This is a genomic window from Klebsiella sp. GB_Kp056 (genome assembly GCF_040064755.1).
In the GTDB taxonomy this organism is placed as follows: Bacteria; Pseudomonadota; Gammaproteobacteria; order Enterobacterales; family Enterobacteriaceae; genus Klebsiella; species Klebsiella quasipneumoniae.
Genome location: NZ_JBEAJA010000038.1, coordinates 114,200 through 139,265, shown reverse-complemented (window position 1 = coordinate 139,265; position 25,066 = coordinate 114,200). Strand labels below are relative to the sequence as shown.

Here is a 25,066-nt window from a genome sequence, read left to right as displayed (position 1 = left end):
TTAAACCTGCGTGAATCAACGCATTCACGTTTACCAACGGGAACGGGTTTATCCTCCGGGTATCCCCTAAGACAATGGAAGGTACTATCCATGAAACACCGCATCGCTCTGCTTCTGGCCCTGTCTTCACTTAGCGCCAGCGCCATAGCCGCCTCTCCCTGCCAGGAAAAAGAGCAGGATATTCAACGAGAGATCAGCTATGCCGAAAAGCATCACAATCAAAGTCGCATTGATGGGCTAAATACCGCGCTACGCCAGGTACGGGAGAACTGCAGCGACAGTAAACTCAAAGCCGATCATCAGCAAAAAATTGCCAAACAGCGGGAAGAGATCGCTGAACGTCAGCGCGATCTGCAGGAAGCCCGGAAGAAAGGCGATGCGGACAAAATCAACAAACGCCAGCATAAACTCAATGAAGCGCAACAGGAGTTGAAAACGCTGGAGTCTCGGGATTACTAATCACTATTAACTTTCGCAATACGGACCACGCTACAGGAGAACGACATGGCTAAAGAGAATGTGACTGACGACCTTCGTGCAGAACTGAAAACGCTGGCGGACACCCTGGAGGAAGTACTGAATTCCTCGGCGGACAAGTCGAAAGAAGAGATGGGTAAACTGCGCAGTAAAGCCGAGAGCGCGCTGAAAGAGAGCCGCGCCCGTCTGGGTGAGACCAGCGAAGCGATTCTGCGTCAAACTCGTGAGACCGCCGCGCGAGCGGATGATTATGTTCGCGAAAATCCGTGGACAGGGGTCGGGATTGGCGCCGCCGTCGGGCTGGTGCTGGGTGTCCTGCTGTCGCGTCGCTGATTATGGCGAATACTCAACACACGCAGGGGCCGGGTCAGCGCGTCTTCTCCATTGGCCAGCGTATCGTTACGCTGCTGGTCGAAATGGTGGAAACACGGCTGCGCCTGGTCGTCGTGGAGCTGGAGGAGGAGAAAGCCAACCTCTTCCAGCTGCTGATCATGACCGGACTGACGCTGCTGTTTGCCGCGTTTGGCCTCATGAGTCTGTTGGTGCTGGTTATCTGGGCCGTTGACGCTCAGTACCGCCTGCACGTCATGATCGCCACCACCGTCGTGCTGCTTCTCGCCGCCGCGATTGTCGGTATCCTTACCTTACGTAAGGCGCGACGCTCCACGCTGCTGCGCCTGACGCGAAGAGAGCTGGAGAACGACCGTGCCCTTCTGGAGGAAGATAAACCATGAATGGCCGACAGGAGCGTGAACGGCAAAAGGCGCAGCTGCTGCGCCAGATCCAGCAGCAACGGCTGGAGCTGAGCGCCTGTCGCCGCCACTGGCTGGAAGCGACGGCGCCCTTAGACCGCGGCTGGCATACGCTGCTAAGTTTACGTTCGTGGCTGATGGTGGGCAGCGGTCTGATGGCCGTGTGGTCCGTCCGACACCCGCATTTTTTAATGCGCTGGACCAAACGCGGACTGGGTTTATGGAGTACCTGGCGGCTGGTCCGCGGGATCCTGCGCCAGTCGGCAGTCCGTTAGCCGCCCGGAGCGCGGGCGCTTTTCCCGGCGCCCCGCTCTGCCACTTCCTCGCCCGATACGCAACGCCGTGCGTAAAAACTTGCCCCCTGGCCGCCATCCGCGGTCAGCCAGACTTCTGATCCCACACCATTCCGCCCGGCCAGGCCTTTACCAGCGCCGGTCGTGACCTATCGCGTTGAGGCATTTTTCGCCCCCTCTTACTGATTACTCAGAAACTTTGAACTAGATCTACAGTTTTCCTTGCTAACAATTCCCTCTCCGCCTCGCTACTATCCTCTCCATCGACAGCAACACCGCGTAACTACGCGGGATTGCGCTAAAAAACAAAACCGCCGCCCTTTGGGTTTTCTGGAGTAAGAAATGAAAAAATTAGAAGATGTTGGTGTACTGGTAGCGCGCATTCTGATGCCGATTCTGTTTATCACTGCAGGATGGGGCAAAATCACCGGTTATGCGGGAACCCAGCAGTATATGGAAGCCATGGGCGTACCGGGTGCGCTGCTGCCGCTGACCATTCTCCTTGAATTCGGCGGCGGACTGGCGATTCTGTTCGGTTTCCTGACCCGGACCACCGCGCTGTTCACCGCAGGCTTTACGCTGTTGACCGCGTTCCTGTTCCACAGCAACTTTGCGGAAGGCGTGAACTCCCTGATGTTCATGAAAAACCTGACCATCGCTGGCGGTTACCTGCTGCTGGCCATTACCGGACCGGGCGCCTTCAGTATCGACCGTGTACTGAATAAGAAATGGTAAGCGCACTATACTGAATGAATGAAAAAGCGAGGAGACCACTCCTCGCTTTTGCTATCTGAAGTCTGAAGGAGGAATAAAGATGGGACAATTAGTCGACGGCGTCTGGCAGGATACCTGGTATGACACAAAATCCACCGGTGGGCGTTTTAAGCGTTCCGTTTCCGCCTTCCGTAACTGGCTCACCGCCGATGGCGCGGCCGGCCCGAGTGGTGAAGGGGGATTTGCGGCGGAAAAAGATCGCTATCATCTGTACGTCTCTCTCGCCTGCCCGTGGGCGCATCGCACGTTAATTATGCGTAAGCTGAAAGGACTGGAGCCTTTTCTCCCTGTCTCCGTGGTCAATCCGCTGATGCTGGAAAACGGCTGGACTTTTGACGACAGCTTCCCGGAAGCCACCGGTGACACCCTTTATCAGCACGATTTTCTCTATCAGCTGTATCTGCACGCCGACCCGCACTACACCGGTCGCGTCACCGTCCCGGTACTATGGGATAAAAAACAGCAGACCATCGTCAGCAATGAGTCGGCAGAAATCATCCGTATGTTTAATACCGCCTTCGATGGCCTGGGCGCCAGAGCCGGGGATTACTACCCGCCGGCGCTGCGGGAAAAAATCGATGAACTGAACGGCTGGATCTATGACAACGTCAATAACGGCGTGTATAAAGCCGGCTTTGCCACCAGTCAGCAGGCTTACGACGAAGCGGTGGATGCGGTGTTTACCTCGCTGGAGCGGCTGGAGCAGATCCTCGGTCAGCATCGTTACCTGACGGGCAATCAGCTGACGGAAGCGGATATTCGCCTGTGGACGACGCTGGTACGCTTCGACCCGGTGTATGTGACCCATTTTAAATGCGACAAACGACGCATCAGCGATTATCTCAATCTCTACGGTTTCCTGCGCGACATCTACCAGATGCCGGGTATCGCGGAGACGGTGAGCTTTCCGCATATTCGTCACCACTATTACCGCAGCCATAAAACCATTAACCCTACCGGCATCATCTCCATTGGGCCGCAGCAGGATCTCAGCGAACCACACGGTCGCGACCAGCGCTTCCGTTGATCCGTCGGGCGCCAGTGATGGCGCCCAATAATTCAGAAAACAGATATTTACCCACCATTCATTCACGTCTATTCTTATTGCGATCGCTTAAAAAACAAGTGATTGACGGTTAATTGAGGCGTAGAAATGGACTGGTATCTCAAGGTATTAAAAAACTATATAGGATTTGGCGGCCGTGCGCGGCGCAAAGAGTACTGGATGTTTATTCTGGTCAACCTCATCCTGACCGGCGTATTGAGCATCATCGATAAAATGCTGGGCTGGCAGCGGGCGGGCGGCGAAGGCATTCTGACGACCATCTATGGCATACTGGTCTTTTTACCGTGGTGGGCGGTGCAGTTTCGGCGTCTGCACGACACCGACCGTTCGGCATGGTGGCTGCTGCTGCTGTTGATCCCGGTCATCGGCTGGCTGGTGATCCTGATCTTTAACTGCCAGCGCGGAACGGAAGGCAACAACCGATTCGGGCCCGATCCAAAACCCTTTTCCTACTGATCTTCCTGCTCCTCCCGCTAGCGGGAGGAGCGTCCTCGACTATCTGCCGGCAAACAGCTTAGGGATCTCACGCAGGCACCAGGACTTCGCTTCGCCCATGCTGTCCCGTCGCCAGGCCATGATAATGTCAATTTCATTGGTATATTCCGGACTGACCACCCGCAAGCGTCCTTCAGCAATATCCTTCTCCACCAGCGGATAGGGCATGGTCGCCACGCCTAATCCGGCCAGCAGCGCCTGGCGCTTATCTTCGATGGTGCTCACCGTTAAGCGCGGCTGTTTATCCAGCAGCTGAACGGTGAGAACGGGCCGCTCGCGCGCGGTATCCGCCACCGCGACGCCACGGTATTTCACGCGGGTGACCTCGGAGAGCGGTTCAGGCTCCTGGTGGATCGGGTGGTCCGGCGCCGCGACGTACACGCTGAGCACCGAATAGAGTTTGCGCGAGTTAATCTCCGAGGAAGAACGAAAATGCATATCCGGCGCGACAACGATATCCGCCCGCCCCTGCTCCAGCCGCTCCCAGGCGCCGGCCAGCACCTCGGTGATAATCGACAGCTGGGTGTTGGACTTGGTCGCCAGTTTCTCAATCAGCGGAAACAGATCCGGCGTGGGCACCAGCGCTTCGGTGACGATCGTCAGGTGAGTTTCCCAGCCGCGAGACAGGGCTTCGGCATCGGTGGTGAGCTTGTCCGCCGCCTCGAGCAGCACGCGACCGCGCTCCAGCAGCATACGCCCGACGTTGGTGAACTTTGTGCGATGACCCGAGCGGTCAAACAGCACCACGTCCAGCTCTTCCTCCAGTTTTTGCATGGTGTAGCTCAGGGCGGAAGGCACGCGTCCCAGCTCATCAGCCGCGGCAGCGAAGCTCCCGCGACGGTCGATCGCATCCATCACGCGTAACGCTTCCAGCGTTAATGCTCTCTCTTTAGCCATCGCTTTCTCATTCAGGAAATTTGAACATACCGGGCAGAATATCTGGCTAACAATACAGCGTCCATACCTTTACCATTGATTTAGTGTAAAGAGAGGTCAAGAACATGATTACTACCCGAACAGCCAAACAATGCGGACAAGCAGACTTCGGCTGGCTGCAGGCCCGCTACACCTTCTCCTTTGGCCACTACTTCGACCCCAAATTACTGGGCTTCGCGTCCTTACGCGTTCTCAATCAGGAAGTGCTGGCCCCCGGGGCCTCGTTCCAGGCCAGAACGTATCCCAAGGTCGATATCCTGAACCTGATTCTGGAAGGCGAAGCGGAGTATCGCGACAGCGACGGCAATCACCTGCAGGCCAGGGCCGGCGACGCGTTGATTATCGCCACTCAGCCTGGCGTGAGCTATAGCGAGCACAATCTGAGCAAAGAGCAGTCGTTAACGCGAATGCAGCTATGGCTCGATGCCTGCCCGCAGCGGGAAAACCCGCTGCAGCAGAAAATCGAGGTCGCCAACGCGCCGCTACAGCTGCTGGCCTCACCGGATGGGGGGAATAATAGCCTCCAGCTTCGCCAGCAGGCCTGGGTCTATCACATCGCGCTGGAAAAAGGTGAGCAGATCAACGTGCAATTGCATGGCCCGCGCGCCTACCTGCAGTCGATCCACGGCACCGTCCATGCCGTCGCGCAGGAACAACCCAAACAGGCTCTCACCTGTGGTGATGGGGCATTTATTCGTGACGAAGCTAACATTACCCTCGTCGCCGATACGCCGCTGCGCGCTTTGCTGATAGATTTACCGGTGTAACAACGGAAGGGATGGAGTCTGTCAGTGAGTAAGAAGAAAAACAGAAAAAAGGCGTCTCCGACGCCGCTAGCCCCGACGCCGCCGGAAACCGTCGGCGTCGTCAGCTTTGGTTATGATGAGATGCTTAGCGAACTGGAAGCCATCGTCGCCGAGGCGGAGATTCGCCTGCGGGATGAAGAAAGTCTCGCCTGAAGCTGCAGCCTGGATGATTCGGCTATCGTTGGTGGCCTGCCGCTAATACCGGCCCCGAAAGGGGCTGATGGCATTATTCACTCAGCGCGTCGGCAAGATCTTTTTTCACCTGGGTGCGCTGCTCCGGCGTCAGTACCTGATTCACATCAAAATAGTACTTCACGCGATAATAACGTACCTGTTGATCAATTTTACTGAATGCCGCCAGCTGATCCTTCACCGCTTTTTCATTCCATTTACCGGAATCAATCACGTTAATCAGCGCGCCATCTTTAATGTCTTGCTGTGAAATCTGCTCAACGTTTTTTTCCATTTGCTGATGCAGACTGTTAATTTTGCTCACCTGATCGGAAGTCAGTTTTAAGTGCTGAACGATAGGGTCCTTAGCGGGTGCTGGCGCAGTCTCTTCCGCGGCCTGCGCCGCCAGCGAAAAACCTGCAACGGCGGCGGTCAATAATATAGCTCGTGATACTTTTGTCATTTTATTATCCTGTATAAGTGCGTCATGATAAGACGCACTATTATTCCCTGAACAATAATGGCGATGTGTAAAAAAGCATGAACATAATTGTAAAAGGGGTTGAATGCATTCATAGGTCAAATGAACTATAAGCTAAACATCCGCATTGTTTATTTTTAGGTCCGATAACGTCGAGGAGGTTAAATTAATATCCATCCGTTGCGCGGCGAGGGTGATCTGATGTTCATCGAGCGCTTCTTTAATCGCTTCAAGAAAATCAAAATAAGTCTCCCAATATTCGCTATTTTTCACCCAGACACGAACAGTAAAGTTAAGTGTGCCCGGCATCATTTCAAGCAGACGAACCGTAGTACCACGAGATTGATCGATTCGCTTTTCACTATCAATGATAGCCTGAATGACCTGCTTAACCTGCACAATTTTAGTCTCGCTGGCCACGCCGAGGGTCAGATCGATTCGCCGAAAAGGATGGCAGGAATAATTCACAATACTGTCGGCGATGACTTTACCATTTGGAATAATAACTTCTTTATTATCAACGGTTAGTAGCGTTGTTGAAAAAACATGTACGGACTGCACCATACCAGAAATCGCGCCGACCTGTACAAAATTGCCGGCCCGAAAAGGACGTAAAGTGACTAACAGAACACCAGCGGCAAAGTTAGAAAGCGAACCTTGCAGCGCCAGACCAATTGCCAGCCCTGCCGCGCCAATAACCGCGATGATGGAAGACGTCTCAATCCCTACCCGACCTAATGCGGCGATTATCGCAAAAGCCATCGTAATATAACGAACGAGCGCAGCAAAGAAATGAACGATTGTCGCATCGACGTTGCGTCGTAAGAGAATTTTCTCGAAGGCTTTAGCAAGGACTTTTGCAAGCATTCGCCCGACAAAAAGAATAATCAGCGCTGCCACGATATTCCAGGCAAACTGCATAATTGTTTCACCATGACCGATAAGCCAGGCTATTGCCGATTTGAGCTGCGGGAATAATACTACATTTTTCACGTCTATCACTCCTGTCTGGATAACCAATAAACCTGCTATCCATTAAGCTGAATGATGACCGCTGCAAATCAGGGAATGGAGACTAACGGATAGACAATAAAACATCGTAGCGTGACAGTATTAACGAATCCGGTGTTTAAAGCAGCCAAAAAACTGTTTAAAAGTGGATATTCTGCAAACCTGATTTACAACCGACTGAAATTAAAAATAAACACCTTCGTCGAGAGGTTTTATAGAGATAGTTGAAACTGACCGATAAGCCGCTTTCTTTTGAGTATAGCGTCGTGGACAGTCATTCATCTGCGTCACGGATTCAGATAGCAAAAACCCCGCCGAAGCGGGGTTTTGACATAAAGAGGTGAAACTGACCGATAAGCCGCTTTCTTTGGGTATAGCGTCGTGGACAGTCATTCATCCGCGTCACGGATTCAGATAGCAAAAAACCCCGCCGAAGCGGGGTTTTGACATAAAGCGGTGAAACTGACCGATAAGCCGCTTTCTTTGGGTATAGCATCGTGGACAGTCATTCATCCGCGTCACGGATTCAGATAGCAAAAACCCCGCCGAAGCGGGGTTTTGACATAAAGCAGTGAAGCTGACCGATAAGCCGGGTTCTGTCGTGGACAGTCATTCATCTAGGCCAGCAATCGCTCACTGGCTCAAGCAGCCTACCCGGGTTCAGTACGGGCCGTACCTTATGAACCCCTATTTGGCCTTGCTCCGGGTGGAGTTTACCGTGCCACGGACTGTTACCAGCCGCGCGGTGCGCTCTTACCGCACCCTTTCACCCTTACCTGATCCCGCTTGCGCGGGCCATCGGCGGTTTGCTCTCTGTTGCACTGGTCGTGGGCTGTGACACCCCCCAGGCGTTACCTGGCACCTTGCCCTATGGAGCCCGGACTTTCCTCCCCTCCGCCCGTCTCCCCCCGAAAGAGGACGACGACGAAGCGGCGACTGTCTGGTCAGCTTCGGCGCGCAGTATAGTGGGTTTACCGCCCGTTGTCATCCCTCTGTCGTCATCCCGCCCTGCAGGGCGGCAGCGCTATTGCGCGACGCACGAGAAATATTGTCCAACGCGCGCGAAACGCCGCTTCCTGCGTCGCAACCGAGGTAAACACGCGGAAGACGACGCCGATACCGCGTCCAGGCTCGCCCCGCCGTGGCAGTCTGATGCTGTTGCGCCAGGCATAACCACCGGGCCGCGCAGAGCTCTTCTTGTTAGCGAGTCACTTCCACTTTCGCCAGCTTTTCGTAGTAACAAGCCAGCGCGCTATGGTCAGCGGTGCCCAGACCGTCCGCACGCAGCGCCTGCATCATCTCCATTACCGCCGCCGTCAGCGGCAGCTGAGCGCCCACGCCGTGGGAGGTATCCAGCGCATTGGCCAGATCTTTAATATGCAGATCGATCCGGAAGCCCGGCTTGAAGTTACGATCCATCACCATCGGCGCTTTGGCATCCAGCACGGTACTCCCCGCCAGACCACCGCGGATCGCCTGATAAACCAGATCCGGATTGACGCCGGCTTTGGTGGCCAGAGTCAGCGCTTCGGACATGGCCGCGATGTTCAGGGCGACAATCACCTGATTGGCCAGTTTGGTCACATTGCCCGCGCCGATGTCGCCGGTATGCACCACGGAGCCGGCCATCGCTTTCATCAGCTCGTAATATTTGTCGAATATCGCCTTGTCGCCGCCGACCATTACCGACAGGGTGCCGTCGATCGCTTTTGGTTCGCCGCCGCTTACTGGCGCGTCCAGCATATCAATGCCTTTAGCCTTCAGCGCTTCGCTGATTTCCCGGCTGGCCAGCGGCGCAATAGAGCTCATGTCGATCACCACGGTGCCCGGTTTCGCGCCTTCAATAATGCCGTTCTCCCCCAGCGCCACCTCTTTGACATGCGGCGAGTTCGGCAGCATGGTGATGATCACGTCGCACTGCTCGGCAATCGCCTTCGGTGTGGTCGCGGTCTCTGCGCCCGCGGCAATCACGTCGGCAATCGCTTCCGGGTTACGGTCAGACACCACCAGCGAGTAACCCGCCTTCAGCAAATTTTTGCTCATCGGCTTGCCCATAATGCCAAGACCGATAAAACCCACTTTGATTGTCATATTGTTCTCTCTCTTCATCCTGGTGACTATTTTTTAAAGGCATCAGCAAGTTTCTGGGTTGCGGAACGGAAGACGCCCAGATCGCTGCCGACGGCGACAAAAGAGGCGCCCCACTCCAGGTAGCGCCGCGCATCGGCCTCCACCGGCGCCAGAATGCCGCTTGGCTTACCGTGCTTCTTCGCGCTGGCGAAGATATGCTGGATGGCGCGCTGCACCTCAGGATGGGCGGCATTGCCCAGATGACCTAGCGCGGCGGCCAGGTCGCTCGGGCCGACGAACAGGCCGTCGACACCTTCGATCGCGGCAATCGCCTCGACGTTGTCCACCCCGATCTGGCTCTCAATCTGTACCAGAACGGAAATGTTCTTATTGGACTGGGCGAAGTAGTCCGGCACGGTGCCGAACATATTGCCGCGATGGGAAACGGAAACCCCACGGATCCCTTCCGGCGGATAGCGGGTAGAAGCCACCGCCTGCGCCGCCTGTTCAGCCGTCTCGACAAACGGCACCAGGAAGTTATAGAAGCCGATATCCAGCATGCGCTTAATAATGATGGGCTCGTTGGTCGGCACGCGAACCACCTGAGCGCTGGAACTGCCTTTCAGCGCCATAAGCTGCGGGATAAGCGTGGTGACGTCGTTCGGCGCGTGTTCCGCGTCCAGTACCAGCCAGTCGAAACCCGCCAGACCCAACACCTCGGTGCTAATCGGATTGGCCAGCGCGCACCAGCAGCCAATCTGCACCTGATGAGCCGCCAGCGCGGCCTTAAATTTGTTCGGGAAAATTGCGTTATCCATGATTTTTACCTTGCGTTAACCGTTGCTAACTTCTGCAATTCATTCGTTATATCACCAGCCCGGCGAGAGAGCCCCATCAGGCTGGAAAAGCGTATCGCCTGACCCCAAATATTATCCGCAGAGTAAACCGGCGAATGGGTGTCCTTTTTTATTCCCTGACCTTGAGTCCGGAAAATGTAAGCCCATCGCAAATTAACCATTTTTTATTATTCATTAGGTCACGGCTAAATTATTAACCCGCGATTCAAAGGCCAACCATGCAGATATCGGACGTCACAAAAACACGACTCAGTATAGTCAGCGCCAACTCGCCAGACACTATGCATAAACACAATATAAACACATTTTTTAAAGCTTAAATTGGGCGATAGCCTTAAGCCATGGGCGCTAATCCACACTTCTTACGATTGCCCGCCCACCGCACGCATCCATGGTGACAAGGAGTGATTCAGATCACATCTTCATGCCGACACACCTGACATTCTTTATTTCATTATTCTGCTCTACCGCGCCAGAATGACCATTTAATTATATTTTTAGCACCTGTTTGGAGATAACTGGACAATGGCCGATATTTCAATTCGACAACCATCGCCGACCGCGTTTTATATAAAAGTTGACCCAACAGATAATGTGGCGATTATTGTCAACGATCGGGGATTGACCGCCGGAACGCGTTTCCCGGACGGCCTGACGCTCATCGAGCACATCCCACAGGGGCATAAAGTCGCCCTGGCGGATATCCCTGCCCGCGGTGAAATTATCCGTTACGGAGAAGTGATTGGCTTCGCGGTACGCGACATCCCTCAGGGAAGCTGGATTGACGAGTCGTTAGTGGAGTTGCCTACCGCCCCGCCGTTGAACACCCTGCCGCTGGCCACCAAAGTGCCCGCCCCGCTACCGCCGCTGGAAGGCTACACCTTCGAGGGCTACCGCAATGCCGACGGCAGCGTGGGCACCAAAAATCTGCTGGGTATCACCACCAGCGTGCACTGCGTTGCGGGCGTGGTCGATTACGTGGTGAAACTCATTGAACACGACCTGCTGCCGAACTATCCCAACGTCGACGGCGTGGTGGGTCTGAATCACCTCTATGGCTGCGGCGTAGCGATTAATGCGCCAGCGGCGGTGGTGCCGATTCGCACCATCCACAATATCGCCCTTAACCCGAACTTCGGCGGCGAGGTGATGGTCATTGGCCTTGGCTGTGAAAAGCTGCAGCCCGAACGCCTGCTGCAGGGGACCGAAGATGTCAAAAGCATCCCGGTGGACAGCGCCAGCATCGTCAGCCTGCAGGATGAAAAGCACGTGGGCTTTAAATCAATGGTCGATGACATTCTGCAGGTCGCCGAGCGCCATCTGGCGAAACTCAACCAGCGTCAGCGGGAAACCTGCCCGGCCTCTGAGCTGGTGGTGGGTATGCAGTGCGGCGGCAGCGACGCTTTCTCCGGCGTGACCGCCAACCCGGCGGTGGGTTACGCCTCCGATCTGCTGGTGCGCTGCGGCGCGACGGTGATGTTCTCAGAGGTGACCGAAGTCCGCGACGCTATCCATCTGCTGACCCCGCGGGCAATCAACGAAGAGGTGGGTCAACGCCTGCTGGAAGAGATGGCCTGGTACGATAACTATCTCGACATGGGCAAAACCGACCGCAGCGCCAACCCCTCCCCCGGCAACAAGAAAGGCGGCCTGGCCAACGTGGTGGAAAAAGCGCTGGGGTCGATTGCCAAATCAGGCAAAAGCGCCATCGTTGAGGTGCTTTCCCCTGGGCAGCGCCCGACCAAACGCGGCCTGATTTACGCTGCCACCCCCGCCAGCGATTTTGTCTGCGGCACCCAGCAGGTGGCCTCTGGCATCACGGTGCAGGTGTTCACCACCGGCCGCGGCACGCCTTACGGACTAATGGCGGTACCGGTGATAAAAATGGCGACTCGCACCGAGCTGGCTAACCGCTGGTATGACTTAATGGACATTAACGCGGGCACCATCGCCACCGGCGAAGAGACGATTGAGGAGGTGGGGCTGAAGCTGTTCGAATTTATTCTCGACGTCGCCAGCGGACGCAAGAAAACCTTCTCCGATCAATGGGGTCTGCATAACCAACTGGCGGTATTCAACCCGGCGCCGGTAACCTGATCGCGACACTGGCAGCCCACTCCCCTTCAGCCCGGATTTATCCGGGCTTGTTGATTAAGCGTGCTGTGCGGCAAGAAAAGCGCTGATCTGCGCCTGCGTCGAGGTACCTTCCATCGGTCCACGCTGGCTAATCGCCAGCGAGCCGCTGGCATTTGCCCATCTCAGCGCCTCCTGCGGCGTGGCGCCATTGAGGAACAGGCTGACAAAGGTGGCGCCAAAGCAGTCCCCGGCGCCTGTCGGATCCACCACAGGCACGTTGAAGCCGGCGACATGGTGTGTCTCGTTGGCGCTAAAGTAGCTGGCGCCACGCGGCCCGCGTTTAATCACTACATGCTTCACGCCGCGTTTCAGTAGCTTATCAACCAGGACCTGCTCATTGCGCTCCGGATTGAGGCCAAAGTAATCCAGCTCGCCGTCGCTCGGCAGGAAGATATCGGTGTAGTCGAGGATATATTCAAAAGCCTGCGACATCTCCGGGATGTTAAGCATCTCTTTGCGAATATTGGGGTCGAACGACACCGTCCCGTTACGGCCTTTTATATTTTCAATCGCTTTACGCATCGCATCGATAATACGGAACGAGAACAACGACGATCCCATAATGTGAAAATGCTGACACCGATTGAGCAGCGCCTCATCAATGTGGTCGGCGGTCAGTAAACCGCAGGCGCTATTGGGCATGTTAAAAATAAAATCGCGCTGTGCCTGACTACGATAGCTGACGAAGGCGCTACCGGTGGTCGCTTTCTGCAGCATGGCGATACCGTTGACGTTAACGCCGTCTTTCTCCAGCCGCGCAATGTTCATCTCACCAAAGGCGTCGCTGCCCACGCAGCTAAACAGCACGGAACCAAAACCCAGCTTAGCTACCTGATCGGCAAAGATTGCCGGCGCCCCGCTCGGATAGGGCCCCCAAAATTCACCGGGGCGGGAAAAACCCTGATTCTCTTCCTTGGCGAGAAACTCCACCAGCAGCTCGCCGATGGTGCAAATGGTTACGTTCATCACCGCTCCTGGTTTGTCTTATGCAAAGCCGTGTTGAGCCATGTCAGGCATTCATTGTTGGTATAGCTGTTGGTCAAACCCGCAGCGAGGAAGCAGGCATGGTACTCTGCCGCGACCACCTGCGGGGTCACGACGCTGCTGATCTGTTGCAATTCACCCACAGCATAACGTTTCTCGCCATAGACCGGTCGGGACGCGACAATCGCAATGACTCGTTTACTCTGGGCGACAGCCTCGTTTAGTAAATGTGCTGTGACCTCGTTACGCACGCTCAGCGTGCCGTCTTCGGCAATATGATCCACCGCTATCAGGGCACGTGAAGGGCGGTAATGGCCTAACGCCTTCAGCGCCAGATCGCCCTCCACAATCCGCCCCTGGCCTGACAGCACCCCGCCAAGCAGAACGGTTTCCCCATTTAAAAACTCCTGCGCCAGCGCGACATGGCCCAGATCGTTTAACAGCAGGCAAAGCTCTTCTCTGTTGGCCAGAAAGGGGATCACTTTGCGCAAAATAGAACCCTGACCTAAAAACAGCGTTTCGCCATCTTCTATCTGCGCCGCCACCTGGCGAGCCATTTCCGTCTCCAGCGCTTTATCCCTGACGGCCGGTGCTTCCCGGGTCACCGCAACCGGCGCGCCAGCCTGGGCAGTATAAATCGCCCCGCCGAAGGAGCGTTTCAAGTAGCCCTGCTGCTCGAGGTAGTTGAGATCGTTACGGATTGTCACCCCGGAAACAGCCAGCATTTCGGCCAGATCGTCGACTTTGATCTCGCCGTTCTTACGAACGATCTCTGCGATGTCCAAGCGCCTTTTCAGCAGGCTGGTTGACGGTTTTGCCACGGTTTATGCCTTATTATTTTCTCCTGGAATAACTTTCATTTTTAAATTTCCCTGGTGCAATGTCAAACCGCGGCTGTATACCCACTCCGCTATAAATAAAATAATAAATAATAATCATATAGTTACAAAAACACACCTTCCCGGCGAAAACTTTAAAAAAGAAACATTAAAAATATTATTAACTTTCATTTTAAAAATCAATTCATCATTGTGTGCGGTTGATCACACCTAAAAGCCGAGACGATCGGTACATTACTTTCAAATTGAAGGTTATTAGAGACAAATAACTTACAACTTGAAAATAGAGGACTAAAATGTACATCATTTCCAGTAAAAACATGCTGTTGAAAGCTCAACGACAGGGTTATGCCGTGCCGGCTTTCAATATCCATAACCTCGAAACTATGCAGGTCGTCGTTGAAACGGCAGCTGAGCTACACTCCCCCCTGATCCTTGCCGGCACGCCCGGTACCTATAGCTATGCCGGCACCGGCAACGTGGTGGCGATCGCCCGCGATCTGGCGAAAAAGTGGGATCTCCCGCTCGCTCTGCACCTCGATCATCATGAGGATCTGGCTGATATCACACGCAAAGTCCAGGCAGGGATCCGCTCGGTCATGATCGATGGCTCTCACTCGCCGTTCGAAGAGAACGTGGCGCTGGTAAAAAGCGTAGTGGAGTTGAGCCACCGCTATGATGCCAGCGTAGAAGCCGAGCTGGGCCGTCTGGGCGGGGTAGAAGACGATCTGGTGGTCGATGCAAAAGATGCGCTCTATACCAACCCCGAACAGGCCCGCGAATTTGTCGCTCGTACCGGTATTGATTCGCTGGCCGTTGCCATCGGTACCGCGCATGGCCTTTACACCGCCGAACCGAAGCTTGATTTTGAGCGCCTGGCGGCTATTCGCGACCGCGTTGACGTTCCGCTGGTCCTGCATGGCGCTTCCGGCCTGCCGGATAGTGATATTCGCCGCGCCATTTCTCTGGGCGTCTGCAAAGTCAACGTCGCCACCGAACTAAAAATTGCTTTCTCGGATGCACTGAAAGCCTACTTCCTGGAAAATCCGGGCGCCAACGATCCTCGCCACTATATGAAACCGGCGAAAGCGGCAATGAAAGAGGTCGTTCGCAAAGTGATTCACGTTTGTGGCTGCGAAGGACAACTGTAATCAGCGAATCGAAGGAGCCTTGTCGTGATCCACACCCTGACACTGAATACCGCGATTGATATGAATATCTTTTGCGATCCGCTCCAGCCGGCGGCAGTCAACCGCACCCGGCAGACGGAATATTGCCCGAATGGTAAAGGGGTTAACGTCTCGCTGGTATTACATCATTACCAGCAGCCAACCCATGTTATGGGCATATTCGGCGGTTTTACCGGCCGCTATATCGTTGAGGAACTACGCAAACAGCATATTAACGTCACGCCGGCATGGGTCGCTGAACCCACCCGTATTAATATCTTTATTAACGACGGCAGCGATGAATACAAACTGGTAAATCCCGGCGCGCGGATTGACGATGAAGGAAAAGAACAAATTCTTTATCATTTACAGTGCGTCGCGCCTGGTGATTATTTAGTTATCAGCGGCAGTCTGCCACCGGGAATAGAGAGCCGGTTTTATAGCGAGATTCTAGTGCTGTGTCAGCAAAAAGGGTGTGAAGTCATCTTAGATATCAGCCACCCGGTGCTGCGCCAGCTGTTAGAGTGGCGTCCGCTATTGATTAAGCCCAATGACGACGAGCTGAAAGAGATCTTTGGTCTGGATGTCAGCAACCCACGGCGGGTACGCGAAGCAATGCAAACGCTCCACCAGCTCGGGGCCCGTAACGTGCTGCTGACCCTTGGCGCGCAAGGACTCTACTTTTCGAATGGCGAGCAGCTGTGGTTCTGCTCGGCCCCGAAAATCGAGCTGGTCAGCTCGGCCTGCGCTGGCGATGCCGCGCTGGGCGCGTTCCTCAGCCAATGGCTTAACACAGACGATATTCCCCAGGCGCTGGCGCTGGCCAGCGCCACCGGCGCCGATGTTGCCGCCTCCGCCGGGCTTGGCAAATTAAACCGTACGCAAGAATTATTACAACAACTTCAGATCGTCCAATTATAAAGGTCCGATTATGAAAAAAATTATTGCCGTTACCGGCTGCCCTACAGGTATTGCTCATACATTTATGGCTGAAGAGGCCTTAAAAACCGCAGCGAAAAAATTAAACGTTGAAATAAAAGTCGAAACCAATGGCGCTTCCGGCGTAGAAAATGCCATTACGCCGGAAGACCTAAAGGATATTTATGGCGTAATTATCGCTGCCGATAAAGATGTTAATGCCGAACGTTTTAATGGCTTACCCGTTATCGAGGTGCCGGTTAAAGAAGCCATTCACCATCCGGCGGAATTAATTAATAAAGTCGTTAACGGTCAGGCGCAGCGTCGCCAGGGACTCTCCGCGACGACGGATCCCGCCGAGAAATATGAGCGAGAATCCTTCGGCCGACAGATTTACAAACATCTGATGAGCGGCGTTTCCAACATGCTGCCGTTCGTTGTCGCCGGCGGGATCTTAATCGCCGTTTCTTTCCTGTGGGGCATCTACTCCGCCGATCCGAATTCACCGCAGTATAACGTGATTGCCGCCACCCTGATGAAAGTCGGTCAGCAGGCGTTCTCGATCATGGTGCCGGTGTTTACCGCCTACATTGCCTGGTCGATATCTGGCCGCCCGGGTATGGTTGCCGGTTTTGTCGGCGGCCTGCTGGCGAACGCCACCGGCGCCGGGTTCCTCGGTGGGATCATCGCCGGTTTTGCAGCTGGGTATTTTATGCTGCTGATCCGTCATCTGCTCGACGGTCTGCCGCGGCAGTACGAAGGGCTGAAGTCGATCTTCATTATGCCGCTGATCGGCGTCCTGGTGATTGGCGTGATGATGGTCCTGCTCGGCCAGCCGGTGGCAGCGATCAACAATGGCATGATGAACTGGCTCAGTTCTCTGCAGGAAGCCAACCCCATCCTGCTGGGGATCGTGGTCGGCGCAATGTGTTCCTTCGATTTCGGCGGGCCGGTCAACAAAGCGGCCTATGTCACCGGTACGCTGCTGCTGGGGCAAGGTAACTATTTCTTTATGGCCGGTGTGTCTGCCGCCTGCATTACGCCGCCGCTGGTCATCGCCCTGGCGACCACGTTCTTTCCGAAAGGCTTTAGCGAGGAAGAACGCGCCGCCGGGATGGTCAACTATATCCTCGGCTGCACGCACATTACCGAAGGTGCAATTCCCTTCGCCGCCAAGGATCCACTGCGGGTGATCCCGATGATGATGATCGCCTCCTCAATTTCTGCGGTACTCAGCTACAGCTTGCATATTCAGGTTCCGGCACCGCACGGCGGCTTCTTAATCCTGCCGCTGGTCAGCAAACCGTTGATGTGGGTGCTGTGCATTCTCGCCGGTTCCGCCTGCGGCGCACTTATGCTGGGATGCTGGCGGCTGTGGCAAAAACGCACTGACAAAGCGACAGCTCTTGCTGGCGCCATGAAATAAGGAGCACGCTATGCAACTGACTTCTGCCGATATTTGTTTCGATCGTCAGGTCAAAACGAAAGACGAGGCGCTACAGCGTGTCGTTGCAGCCCTGACTCAGGCCGGACATACGCAAGCAGCCTATCTGCAAGGCATGCGCGAGCGCGAGGAGCAAATCAGCACCTATCTGGGCAACGGCATCGCCATTCCCCACGGTACGCCGCACAGTCGCGACGCAGTGCTCAAAACGGGCGTTAAGGTGCTGGCTTGTCCGCAGGGGATTGACTGGGGTGAGGAGCAAACCGCCTATCTGATTGTCGGTATTGCGGCTCAGGACAATGAGCATCTCGATATTTTGCGCCAGCTCACCCATGCCCTGGGCGACGATCGGGTGCCTGAGGCGCTGACGCGCGCCGATACCCCTCAGGCGGTGCTGGAAATTCTCGCTGGCGATATCCCTCTGCCGGCAGGCGAAGAACCGCAACCCGCGCCGCATTTTGACGAAGAGGCCACCTTTACCCTGCGCAATCCGCACGGTCTTCATGCCCGCCCCAGCGCGGTGCTGGTGAAAGCCGTCAAGCAGTGGCGATCGCAAATCCAGGTCGAAAACCTGGATACGCGCTCCGCGATTGTTGATGCCAAAAATCTGATGCGCGTCGTATCGCTGGGTGCCAAACAGGGTCATCGTCTGCACTTTATGGCCAGCGGCAACGATGCGCAGCAGGCGTTAAAAGCCATTGGCGACGCTTTTAACGCCGGTCTCGGCGAAATTGCCGCCCAGCCGCAGCAGGTCTCTCAGGAAACCGTCAAAACGAAACGCAGCTGGCTCTCCCGACTATTTAGTTAATTTTCAATCAATTAAAAACGCCCTGCCTTCCTGGTCAGGGCGTTTTTGTCTCGAAAGACGACACCTTTCACTGCGTTACATCACTATTTATCGATACAGATCACAATTCAAAACAAAGCCATTTGCGACCAAAACAAAACATAACGAATATATTCGAAAGAAAACGGAGGTTGTAAATGAAAGAAATTATCTCTCGCCACAAGTCCGGCGAACATATCGGCATCTGTTCAGTGTGTTCAGCGCATCCGCTGGTTATCGAAGCGGCGTTACGTTTCGATCTGCCGACCAACAACAAGGTGCTGATCGAAGCGACGTCCAACCAGGTAAATCAGTTTGGTGGCTACACCGGCATGCAGCCGGCCGATTTCCGCGACTTCGTCTACAACATCGCGCGTACCGTCGGTTTCCCGGCTGAGCGCATTATTCTTGGCGGCGATCATCTCGGGCCGAACTGCTGGCAAGATGAACCAGCAGCCGTGGCGATGGAAAAATCAATCGACCTGATCAAGGCCTACGTCGCCGCCGGCTTTAGCAAAATCCATCTTGATGCGTCAATGTCCTGTGCTGACGATCCGGTGCCGTTGGATCCTGGTGTGGTTGCTGAGCGCGCCGCCCGCCTGTGTCAGGCTGCCGAAGAGACCGCCAGCGCTGAGCAAAAGCGCCACCTGACCTACGTCATCGGGACCGAAGTTCCGGTTCCCGGCGGTGAGGCCAGCACCATCGGCAGCGTACATGTCACCCGGGCGCAGGATGCCGCCGCGACGCTCGAAACCCATGAAGCCGCCTTCCGCAAGCTGGGCCTCGACGCCGCGCTGGAACGCGTGATCGCCATCGTCGTGCAGCCAGGCGTGGAGTTTGACCATACGCAAATCATTCATTACCAGCCGCAGGAAGCGAAAGCGCTTTCCGCCTGGATCGAAAGCACCCCGATGGTCTACGAAGCGCACTCCACCGACTACCAAACCCGCCAGGCTTATCGCGCGCTGGTTCGCGACCACTTCGCCATCCTGAAAGTCGGCCCGGCGCTCACCTTTGCCCTGCGTGAAGCCATCTTTGCCCTCGCCCAAATGGAAAATGAGCTGATCGCCCCGGAGTCTCGCAGTCGCGTGATGGAGGTGATCGACGAAGTGATGCTTAACGAACCCGGCTACTGGAAAAAATACTATCGCCCCACCTGGAGCCAGGCGATGGTCGATATCCACTTCAGTCTTTCCGACCGTATCCGTTATTACTGGCCGCATCCGCGTATTCGCCAGAGCGTTGAGAAACTTATCGCTAATCTGACCGACGCTAAGCTGCCGCTGGGGCTTATCAGCCAGTATATGCCGGTGCAGTTTGAACGACTGTCGCTGAATGCACTGAACGCCGAGCCGCACGCGCTGATCCTCGACAAAATCCAGGATGTTCTGCGTGCCTACCGCTACGGCTGTTCTTCTGAAATCGCCTGAAGTTAAGAGGATATATGAGTCAACTGTTTGTTCGTACCGGCATTCATTTCAGTTCCAGCCAGCAGGCGCTGGAACACATTGGCGCAGAGATGCTGGCGCGAGGCGTCGTACACGACAGCTATCCCGCCGCCCTGCTCGAACGCGAAGCGACTTTTCCCACCGGCATCGCCCTGGAGCAGCATGCTGTCGCTATCCCGCACTGTGAAGCCGTCCACGCCAAATCGCCGGCCATTTACCTGATTCGTCCGGATGCGCCGGTTCCTTTTCAGCGCGCTGATGACGACGGCGAAATCGACGTTTCGCTCATCATCGCGCTGATTGTTGAAAACCCGGCGGCACAGCTGAAGCTACTGCGCCGGTTATTTAGTGAGCTACAAAATCCGCACACGCTGGAGGCACTGCTCGCCGCTTCCGACGATCAGCTGCCGGTGCGGTTCCAGCAATTTATCCTTGAGCCTGAGCTTAACGCCGTGGCTTCATAAGATACTGATAATAAAAGGGGTACCCTATGAAACGTAAAGTTATCGTCGCCTGTGGCGGTGCCGTCGCCACCTCCACGATGGCGGCTGAAGAGATTAAAGAGCTGTGTGCAGACCACAATATTGAACTGGATTTGGTGCAGTGCCGGGTCAATGAAATCGAAACCTACATGGACGGGGCGGACCTGATCTGCACCACCGCGCGCGTGGAGCGGACCTTTGGCGACATTCCGGTGGTACACGGCATGCCATTCGTTTCGGGCGTCGGCATTGAAGCCTTACAACAGAAAATCCTCGGCATCCTCGCGGAGTAAACGCCATGTTTAGCGAAATCATGCGTTATATCCTCGATCTCGGTCCGACGGTGATGCTGCCGATCGTGATCATTATTTTCTCCAAGTTACTGGGGATGAAGCTCGGGGATTGTTTCAAATCTGGTCTGCATATCGGGATCGGTTTCGTCGGTATCGGCCTGGTCATTGGCCTGATGCTCGACTCCATCGGCCCGGCGGCAAAGGCGATGGCGGAGCATTTCCAGATTAATCTTCACGTGATCGATATCGGTTGGCCGGGTTCATCACCGATGACCTGGGCGTCGCAAATCGCCCTGGTGGCGATCCCGGTGGCCATCGTGGTTAATATCGTGATGCTGGTTACCCGTATGACCCGCGTAGTGAATGTCGATATCTGGAACATCTGGCATATGACCTTTACCGGCGCGATGCTGCATATCGCTACCGGATCGTACTGGATAGGTATTCTCGGCGTGGTAGTGCATGCCGCCTTTGTGTATAAGCTGGGCGACTGGTTTGCCAAAGATACCCGCGATTTCTTTGGCCTCGAGGGTATTGCGATCCCGCACGGCAGTTCGGCGTATTTAGGGCCGGTTGCCGTGCTTGTCGATACCATCATCGACAAGATCCCCGGTCTTAACCGTATTCACTTTAGCGCCGATGATATCCAGAAACGCTTCGGTCCCTTCGGTGAACCGGTTACCGTTGGCTTCGTCATGGGCCTTGTGATTGGCGCGCTGGCGGGTTACGACCTGAAGAGCATTCTCCAGCTTGCGGTGAAAACCGCAGCGGTGATGCTGCTGATGCCACGGGTGATCAAACCGATTATGGATGGCCTCACACCGATAGCCAAACAGGCGCGTAAACGTCTGCAGGCCAAATTCGGCGGCCAGGAATTTCTGATTGGTCTCGACCCGGCGCTGCTGCTCGGTCATACCTCGGTGGTCTCCGCCAGCCTGATCTTCATCCCGCTGACCATTCTTATCGCCGTCGTGGTTCCTGGCAACCAGGTCCTGCCGTTTGGCGACCTGGCCACCATCGGCTTCTTCGTGGCGATGGCAGTCGCGGTACATCAAGGGAACCTGTTCCGCACATTGATTTCCGGGGTCATCATTATGGGTATCACCCTATGGATCGCCACCCAGACCATAGGCCTGCACACCCAGCTGGCGGCAAACGCCGGGGCCCTGAAAGCCGGCGGTATGGTGGCCTCAATGGACCAGGGCGGTTCACCGATTACCTGGCTGCTGATCCAGCTCTTTACCTGGCAGAACGTGGTGGGCTTCGCGGTCATCGGCATTATCTATCTGACTGGCGTTCTGCTGACCTGGCGTCGTGCCCGTCGCTTCATCGCGGTGGAAAAAGCAGAAAAAAGCGCTGCCCCACAACAAAGTACAGGCATGTCTTGATCTAAAAGGGGAGCGGTCGCTCCCCTGAATCTTATAGCTGGAGAATGTTATGAAATCAGTGGTAATCCATGCTGAGGGGAACGTCTGCGTTGAAGAACGCCCTATCCCTACGCTGCAAACGGAACACGATGTCCTGGTCAAAGTGGTCAGTTCCGGATTATGCGGCTCCGACATCCCGCGCATTTTCGCCAAAGGCGCGCATTACTACCCTATTACGCTGGGGCACGAATTCAGCGGCTATGTGGAATCCTACGGCGCGGCGGTAACTGATCTGCAGCCCGGCGATGCCGTCGCCTGCGTGCCACTGCTGCCCTGCTTTCAGTGTCCGCAGTGCCAGCGCGAGTATTTCTCTTTATGTAAACAATATCAGTTTGTCGGCTCACGCAGCGAAGGTGGCAACGCCGAATATGTGGTGGTGAAGCGCGCCAACCTGTTCCGCCTGCCGGATCAGATGCCGATTGATGACGGCGCGTTTATCGAGCCGATAACCGTTGGCCTCCACGCCTTCCACCTGGCGCAGGGTTGCGAAGGTAAAAACGTGATTATTATCGGTGTGGGCACCATTGGCCTGCTGGCATTACAGTGCGCCCGCGAACTGGGCGCCAACAGCGTCACGGCGATCGATATCAATCCGCAGAAACTGGAGCTGGCCAAAGCCCTTGGCGCGACCCGAGTGTTCAACAGCCGCGAAATGAGCGGCCAGGCGATTCAGCAGGCGCTGGAAGCCATTCAGTTCGACCAGTTAGTCCTTGAGACCGCCGGCACGCCGCAGACCGTCACGCTGGCGATTGAGGCCGCCGGTCCGCGGGCGCAGTTGGCGCTGGTCGGCACGCTTCATAACGATTTAACCCTCCCGGCCGCCACCTTCGGGCAGATCCTGCGTAAAGAGTTGAATATTGTCGGTAGCTGGATGAATTACTCTGGTCCGTGGCCAGGAGAAGAGTGGCAAACGGCCACCCGCCTGCTGACAGAAAAACGCCTGCAGCTGGCACCGCTAATAGCCCACCGCGGTGACGCGGAGAGCTTTGCGCGTGAAGTTCAGGCGCTAAACGGCGCACCGATGCAGGGTAAAATCCTGCTCAAACTCTCCTGACTGCATGAGCCAGCCCTGAGGGCTGGCTCATGTAACCTTTCGAAAATTATCGTTCAACTTTCGTTATCCTTCGATTACACTGAGATGAGTTAATTATCAGGCAAATCAAGATGAACTCATTTGAACGAAGGAACAAAATTGTCGATATGGTGAATACGCAGGGCAGCGTATTGGTTCTAGACCTTTCGAATCTCTTTGGCATCTCTGAGGTAACGATCCGTGCCGATCTTCGCTTACTGGAAGAAAAAGGGCTGTTAACCCGCTTTCACGGCGGCGCCGCCCGCGCGGGCAGCGACCTGACCGACGCAGAGAATCAGGAAGTGGTGCTGGAAGACCGCTATCAGCTTGCCAGCGATCCCAAAAAGCGCATCGCCCAGGCCGCGGTAGCCATGATCCGTGAAGGTATGACGGTGATCCTCGATAGCGGCAGCACCACCCTGCTGATTGCCGAGGCACTGGTGCGGATGACCAATATCACCGTTATCACCAACAGCCTGCCCGCCGCGTTTACCCTGGCGGAAAATAAAGATATCACCCTGGTGGTTTGCGGCGGCACCGTGCGGCATAAAACGCACTCCATGCACGGGACGATTGCCGAACGTTCTCTGCAGGGAATCTGCGCCGATTTGATGTTTGTCGGCGCCGACGGTATCGACGCCACCAACGGCATCACCACCTTTAATGAAGGCTACTCCATCAGCAGCGTGATGGCCGCCGCCGCACATCAGGTTATCGCCGTGCTCGACGCCAGTAAATTTAATCGCCGGGGCTTTAACCAGGTACTGCCGATGGAAAAGATAGACTGCGTAATCACCGATGACGGTATCAGTGAAAATGACCGCGCAGCGTTAAGCAGCAAGAAGGTGGAACTGAAGATAGTGTGATTGCACGCTGAGTGGAACACCATGGCGGCTGGTTCTACTTAACCAGCCAGCTTCCACCTTTTTTAGCGCCTATGCGAATCAATCTCCCTTTCGCCTGTAGCCCTTGCAGATGGCGCTCAACCGTACGTGCTGATATCCCCAAGATCTCCGCCAGCGCTCTCGCCGTCAATTCCGGGTTTCCGGTTAGCAAACGCAAAATTGCGTTTTCCGGTGGAACTACTTTAACGTCGATTTCTTCCGACATTTCTTCCGACATTTCTTCCGACATTTCTTCCGACACGACGAATGAAGTCTCCAGACCTTCTTTCAGCGCCGCCAGGATATTTTGCAACATCCAGGTCACGAATAGCGTGCAATCACTGGTTTTGTCACAAACACCTAAAATGTCGTAATAACGTTCTTGCTGATGGTGGATCAGCGTTTCAACGGGCAGCCAGGCCAATTCCTGACGCCACTGGCTTAGAATCAACGTCTGCCATAAACGCCCCATCCGACCATTGCCATCAGCGAAAGGGTGAATGAACTCAAACTCATAGTGGAAAACTGAACTGGCAATCAAAGGATGAAGCTCGGTGTGTTCCAGCCAGCTGAGTAAATCAGCGATCAATCTTGGGACTTGAGCAGCAGGTGGAGCCATATGTACCACCTGCGTACCGCGATAAATGCCGACGTTTCCGCCACGTAAAGCGCCAGGACGATCAACCAGCCCTGTCATCAGCGTTTTATGCGCCGTCAGAAGATCCCTAATATTTGCCGCATGCCATCCGGGCATTAATTCATAAGCACGAATGGCATTTCTCACTTCCTGAATATCCTTAGCCGGCGCGAGAACCCGTTTGCCTTCCAGCAGCGCCGTTACCTGTTCCATGCTCAGGCTATTATGTTCAATCGCGAGTGACGCCTGAATAGTACGAATGCGGTTTTCTTTACGCAGCAACGGCGATGTTTGTCCACGTTTCGCCGACCAATGCCC

Annotated in this window: 28 protein-coding genes and 1 other RNA gene; 20 read left to right on the top strand and 9 right to left on the bottom strand. The window is 55.1% G+C overall.

The window, feature by feature from the left end:
• Positions 1–90: 90 nt before the first annotated feature.
• From ABLV52_RS06055 to ABLV52_RS06025, 7 genes are all read left to right on the top strand, one after another.
• Positions 91–459 (top strand): DUF1090 domain-containing protein, encoded by a 369-nt coding sequence (locus tag ABLV52_RS06055; protein WP_004206124.1) that lies wholly within the window; start codon positions 91–93, stop codon positions 457–459.
• Between the two features lie 45 nt (positions 460–504).
• Positions 505–810 carry a YqjD family protein gene (locus ABLV52_RS06050; RefSeq protein ID WP_002917916.1) on the top strand — a complete coding sequence of 102 codons (306 nt, stop codon included), beginning with the start codon at positions 505–507 and terminating at the stop codon, positions 808–810.
• Positions 811–812: 2 nt separating this feature from the next.
• Positions 813–1,211, top strand: a complete 399-nt coding sequence (locus tag ABLV52_RS06045) for a phage holin family protein (RefSeq protein ID WP_023291093.1) — start codon at positions 813–815, stop codon at positions 1,209–1,211.
• Positions 1,208–1,504, top strand: a complete 297-nt coding sequence (locus ABLV52_RS06040; protein ID WP_023291094.1) for a YqjK-like family protein — start codon at positions 1,208–1,210, stop codon at positions 1,502–1,504. Before ABLV52_RS06045 ends, ABLV52_RS06040 begins: the two co-directional genes overlap by 4 nt.
• Before the next feature lie 360 nt (positions 1,505–1,864).
• A complete protein-coding gene (locus ABLV52_RS06035) occupies positions 1,865–2,257 on the top strand; it encodes a DoxX family protein (RefSeq protein WP_002917920.1) in 393 nt (130 codons plus the stop codon).
• 79 nt (positions 2,258–2,336) lie between these two features.
• Positions 2,337–3,323, top strand: coding sequence for a glutathione S-transferase family protein (locus ABLV52_RS06030; protein WP_023291095.1), 987 nt, complete (start codon positions 2,337–2,339; stop codon positions 3,321–3,323).
• A gap of 126 nt (positions 3,324–3,449) precedes the next feature.
• On the top strand, positions 3,450–3,818 hold the full coding sequence (locus ABLV52_RS06025) for a DUF805 domain-containing protein (RefSeq protein WP_017900662.1): 369 nt from the start codon (positions 3,450–3,452) through the stop codon (positions 3,816–3,818).
• A 39-nt stretch (positions 3,819–3,857) separates the two neighbouring features.
• On the opposite strand, the gene ABLV52_RS06020 is transcribed toward ABLV52_RS06025, so the two are convergent.
• The gene (locus tag ABLV52_RS06020) at positions 3,858–4,754 is read right to left on the bottom strand and encodes a LysR family transcriptional regulator (protein ID WP_004144865.1); all 897 of its coding nucleotides are present in this window, start codon (positions 4,752–4,754) and stop codon (positions 3,858–3,860) included.
• Positions 4,755–4,858: 104 nt separating this feature from the next.
• Here ABLV52_RS06020 and ABLV52_RS06015 point away from each other — a divergent pair, with 104 nt between their 5' ends.
• Positions 4,859–5,560: a pirin family protein gene (locus ABLV52_RS06015; protein WP_023291096.1), complete on the top strand. Its 702-nt coding sequence runs from the start codon at positions 4,859–4,861 to the stop codon at positions 5,558–5,560.
• Positions 5,561–5,584: 24 nt separating this feature from the next.
• Positions 5,585–5,752, top strand: a complete 168-nt coding sequence (locus tag ABLV52_RS06010; RefSeq protein WP_004206134.1) for a hypothetical protein — start codon at positions 5,585–5,587, stop codon at positions 5,750–5,752.
• A gap of 73 nt (positions 5,753–5,825) precedes the next feature.
• Here ABLV52_RS06010 and ABLV52_RS06005 read toward each other — a convergent pair whose 3' ends face one another.
• The 5 genes from ABLV52_RS06005 to garL all read right to left on the bottom strand — a co-directional run bounded on the left by ABLV52_RS06005 (position 5,826) and on the right by garL (position 10,150).
• Positions 5,826–6,233, bottom strand: coding sequence for a Spy/CpxP family protein refolding chaperone (locus tag ABLV52_RS06005; protein WP_048298394.1), 408 nt, complete (start codon positions 6,231–6,233; stop codon positions 5,826–5,828).
• 132 nt (positions 6,234–6,365) lie between these two features.
• Complete coding sequence (locus ABLV52_RS06000) at positions 6,366–7,244, bottom strand: mechanosensitive ion channel domain-containing protein (protein ID WP_117129065.1); 879 nt, start codon at positions 7,242–7,244, stop codon at positions 6,366–6,368.
• Positions 7,245–7,831: 587 nt separating this feature from the next.
• Positions 7,832–8,214: RNase P RNA component class A (rnpB, locus tag ABLV52_RS05995), an RNA gene on the bottom strand.
• 248 nt (positions 8,215–8,462) lie between these two features.
• Complete coding sequence (gene garR, locus ABLV52_RS05990; protein ID WP_032454164.1) at positions 8,463–9,353, bottom strand: 2-hydroxy-3-oxopropionate reductase; 891 nt, start codon at positions 9,351–9,353, stop codon at positions 8,463–8,465.
• Between the two features lie 26 nt (positions 9,354–9,379).
• Positions 9,380–10,150, bottom strand: coding sequence for a 2-dehydro-3-deoxyglucarate aldolase (gene garL, locus ABLV52_RS05985; RefSeq protein ID WP_044524826.1), 771 nt, complete (start codon positions 10,148–10,150; stop codon positions 9,380–9,382).
• A 564-nt stretch (positions 10,151–10,714) separates the two neighbouring features.
• On the opposite strand from garL, the gene garD reads away from it, so the two are divergent.
• Positions 10,715–12,286 (top strand): galactarate dehydratase, encoded by a 1,572-nt coding sequence (gene garD / locus ABLV52_RS05980; RefSeq protein ID WP_348890150.1) that lies wholly within the window; start codon positions 10,715–10,717, stop codon positions 12,284–12,286.
• A 54-nt stretch (positions 12,287–12,340) separates the two neighbouring features.
• Here the strand turns inward: garD and ABLV52_RS05975 are convergent, their stop codons facing one another.
• Together ABLV52_RS05975 and ABLV52_RS05970 are read right to left on the bottom strand one after the other, a co-directional pair.
• A complete protein-coding gene (locus ABLV52_RS05975) occupies positions 12,341–13,291 on the bottom strand; it encodes a sugar kinase (protein ID WP_004206140.1) in 951 nt (316 codons plus the stop codon).
• Entirely contained in the window at positions 13,291–14,094 is an 804-nt protein-coding gene (locus ABLV52_RS05970; protein ID WP_072140524.1) for a DeoR/GlpR family DNA-binding transcription regulator, read from the bottom strand. Before ABLV52_RS05970 ends, ABLV52_RS05975 begins: the two co-directional genes overlap by 1 nt.
• A gap of 350 nt (positions 14,095–14,444) precedes the next feature.
• Between ABLV52_RS05970 and ABLV52_RS05965 the strand changes: the two genes are divergently transcribed.
• The 10 genes from ABLV52_RS05965 to ABLV52_RS05920 all read left to right on the top strand — a co-directional run bounded on the left by ABLV52_RS05965 (position 14,445) and on the right by ABLV52_RS05920 (position 24,093).
• On the top strand, positions 14,445–15,299 hold the full coding sequence (locus tag ABLV52_RS05965) for a tagatose bisphosphate family class II aldolase (protein ID WP_004206142.1): 855 nt from the start codon (positions 14,445–14,447) through the stop codon (positions 15,297–15,299).
• A gap of 24 nt (positions 15,300–15,323) precedes the next feature.
• A complete protein-coding gene (gene pfkB / locus ABLV52_RS05960) occupies positions 15,324–16,238 on the top strand; it encodes a 1-phosphofructokinase (protein WP_348890147.1) in 915 nt (304 codons plus the stop codon).
• Between the two features lie 10 nt (positions 16,239–16,248).
• Positions 16,249–17,661: a PTS fructose transporter subunit IIBC gene (locus tag ABLV52_RS05955; RefSeq protein ID WP_004206144.1), complete on the top strand. Its 1,413-nt coding sequence runs from the start codon at positions 16,249–16,251 to the stop codon at positions 17,659–17,661.
• 10 nt (positions 17,662–17,671) lie between these two features.
• Positions 17,672–18,487: an HPr family phosphocarrier protein gene (locus ABLV52_RS05950; protein WP_032456650.1), complete on the top strand. Its 816-nt coding sequence runs from the start codon at positions 17,672–17,674 to the stop codon at positions 18,485–18,487.
• A gap of 176 nt (positions 18,488–18,663) precedes the next feature.
• A complete protein-coding gene (gatZ, locus tag ABLV52_RS05945; RefSeq protein WP_348890145.1) occupies positions 18,664–19,935 on the top strand; it encodes a tagatose-bisphosphate aldolase subunit GatZ in 1,272 nt (423 codons plus the stop codon).
• 14 nt (positions 19,936–19,949) lie between these two features.
• Positions 19,950–20,417 carry a PTS galactitol transporter subunit IIA gene (gene gatA, locus ABLV52_RS05940; protein ID WP_008806608.1) on the top strand — a complete coding sequence of 156 codons (468 nt, stop codon included), beginning with the start codon at positions 19,950–19,952 and terminating at the stop codon, positions 20,415–20,417.
• 26 nt (positions 20,418–20,443) lie between these two features.
• The gene (gatB, locus tag ABLV52_RS05935; RefSeq protein WP_002918119.1) at positions 20,444–20,728 is read left to right on the top strand and encodes a PTS galactitol transporter subunit IIB; all 285 of its coding nucleotides are present in this window, start codon (positions 20,444–20,446) and stop codon (positions 20,726–20,728) included.
• 5 nt (positions 20,729–20,733) lie between these two features.
• Positions 20,734–22,116, top strand: a complete 1,383-nt coding sequence (locus tag ABLV52_RS05930) for a PTS galactitol transporter subunit IIC (protein WP_008806609.1) — start codon at positions 20,734–20,736, stop codon at positions 22,114–22,116.
• A 49-nt stretch (positions 22,117–22,165) separates the two neighbouring features.
• On the top strand, positions 22,166–23,209 hold the full coding sequence (gene gatD / locus ABLV52_RS05925) for a galactitol-1-phosphate 5-dehydrogenase (protein ID WP_348890143.1): 1,044 nt from the start codon (positions 22,166–22,168) through the stop codon (positions 23,207–23,209).
• Between the two features lie 110 nt (positions 23,210–23,319).
• Positions 23,320–24,093, top strand: coding sequence for a DeoR/GlpR family DNA-binding transcription regulator (locus ABLV52_RS05920; RefSeq protein ID WP_008806611.1), 774 nt, complete (start codon positions 23,320–23,322; stop codon positions 24,091–24,093).
• 34 nt (positions 24,094–24,127) lie between these two features.
• On the opposite strand, the gene ABLV52_RS05915 is transcribed toward ABLV52_RS05920, so the two are convergent.
• On the bottom strand, positions 24,128–25,030 hold the full coding sequence (locus ABLV52_RS05915) for a Fic family protein (RefSeq protein WP_162550800.1): 903 nt from the start codon (positions 25,028–25,030) through the stop codon (positions 24,128–24,130).
• Positions 25,031–25,066: the final 36 nt, after the last annotated feature.

Bases quoted from the DNA above. Each gene is read 5' to 3' on its own strand.
- garL (WP_044524826.1), bottom strand. From the start codon at position 10,150: ATGGATAACGCAATTTTCCCGAACAAATTTAAGGCCGCGCTGGCGGCT.
- gatB (WP_002918119.1), top strand. From the start codon at position 20,444: ATGAAACGTAAAGTTATCGTCGCCTGTGGCGGTGCCGTCGCCACCTCC.
- ABLV52_RS05920 (WP_008806611.1), top strand. From the start codon at position 23,320: ATGAACTCATTTGAACGAAGGAACAAAATTGTCGATATGGTGAATACG.
- ABLV52_RS05965 (WP_004206142.1), top strand. From the start codon at position 14,445: ATGTACATCATTTCCAGTAAAAACATGCTGTTGAAAGCTCAACGACAG.
- ABLV52_RS06045 (WP_023291093.1), top strand. From the start codon at position 813: ATGGCGAATACTCAACACACGCAGGGGCCGGGTCAGCGCGTCTTCTCC.
- gatZ (WP_348890145.1), top strand. From the start codon at position 18,664: ATGAAAGAAATTATCTCTCGCCACAAGTCCGGCGAACATATCGGCATC.
- ABLV52_RS06030 (WP_023291095.1), top strand. From the start codon at position 2,337: ATGGGACAATTAGTCGACGGCGTCTGGCAGGATACCTGGTATGACACA.
- ABLV52_RS06035 (WP_002917920.1), top strand. From the start codon at position 1,865: ATGAAAAAATTAGAAGATGTTGGTGTACTGGTAGCGCGCATTCTGATG.
- ABLV52_RS06015 (WP_023291096.1), top strand. From the start codon at position 4,859: ATGATTACTACCCGAACAGCCAAACAATGCGGACAAGCAGACTTCGGC.
- ABLV52_RS06050 (WP_002917916.1), top strand. From the start codon at position 505: ATGGCTAAAGAGAATGTGACTGACGACCTTCGTGCAGAACTGAAAACG.
- gatD (WP_348890143.1), top strand. From the start codon at position 22,166: ATGAAATCAGTGGTAATCCATGCTGAGGGGAACGTCTGCGTTGAAGAA.
- garR (WP_032454164.1), bottom strand. From the start codon at position 9,353: ATGACAATCAAAGTGGGTTTTATCGGTCTTGGCATTATGGGCAAGCCG.
- ABLV52_RS06055 (WP_004206124.1), top strand. From the start codon at position 91: ATGAAACACCGCATCGCTCTGCTTCTGGCCCTGTCTTCACTTAGCGCC.
- ABLV52_RS05975 (WP_004206140.1), bottom strand. From the start codon at position 13,291: ATGAACGTAACCATTTGCACCATCGGCGAGCTGCTGGTGGAGTTTCTC.
- garD (WP_348890150.1), top strand. From the start codon at position 10,715: ATGGCCGATATTTCAATTCGACAACCATCGCCGACCGCGTTTTATATA.
- ABLV52_RS06020 (WP_004144865.1), bottom strand. From the start codon at position 4,754: ATGGCTAAAGAGAGAGCATTAACGCTGGAAGCGTTACGCGTGATGGAT.
- ABLV52_RS05955 (WP_004206144.1), top strand. From the start codon at position 16,249: ATGAAAAAAATTATTGCCGTTACCGGCTGCCCTACAGGTATTGCTCAT.
- gatA (WP_008806608.1), top strand. From the start codon at position 19,950: ATGAGTCAACTGTTTGTTCGTACCGGCATTCATTTCAGTTCCAGCCAG.
- ABLV52_RS06040 (WP_023291094.1), top strand. From the start codon at position 1,208: ATGAATGGCCGACAGGAGCGTGAACGGCAAAAGGCGCAGCTGCTGCGC.
- ABLV52_RS06025 (WP_017900662.1), top strand. From the start codon at position 3,450: ATGGACTGGTATCTCAAGGTATTAAAAAACTATATAGGATTTGGCGGC.
- ABLV52_RS06005 (WP_048298394.1), bottom strand. From the start codon at position 6,233: ATGACAAAAGTATCACGAGCTATATTATTGACCGCCGCCGTTGCAGGT.
- ABLV52_RS05950 (WP_032456650.1), top strand. From the start codon at position 17,672: ATGCAACTGACTTCTGCCGATATTTGTTTCGATCGTCAGGTCAAAACG.
- ABLV52_RS05930 (WP_008806609.1), top strand. From the start codon at position 20,734: ATGTTTAGCGAAATCATGCGTTATATCCTCGATCTCGGTCCGACGGTG.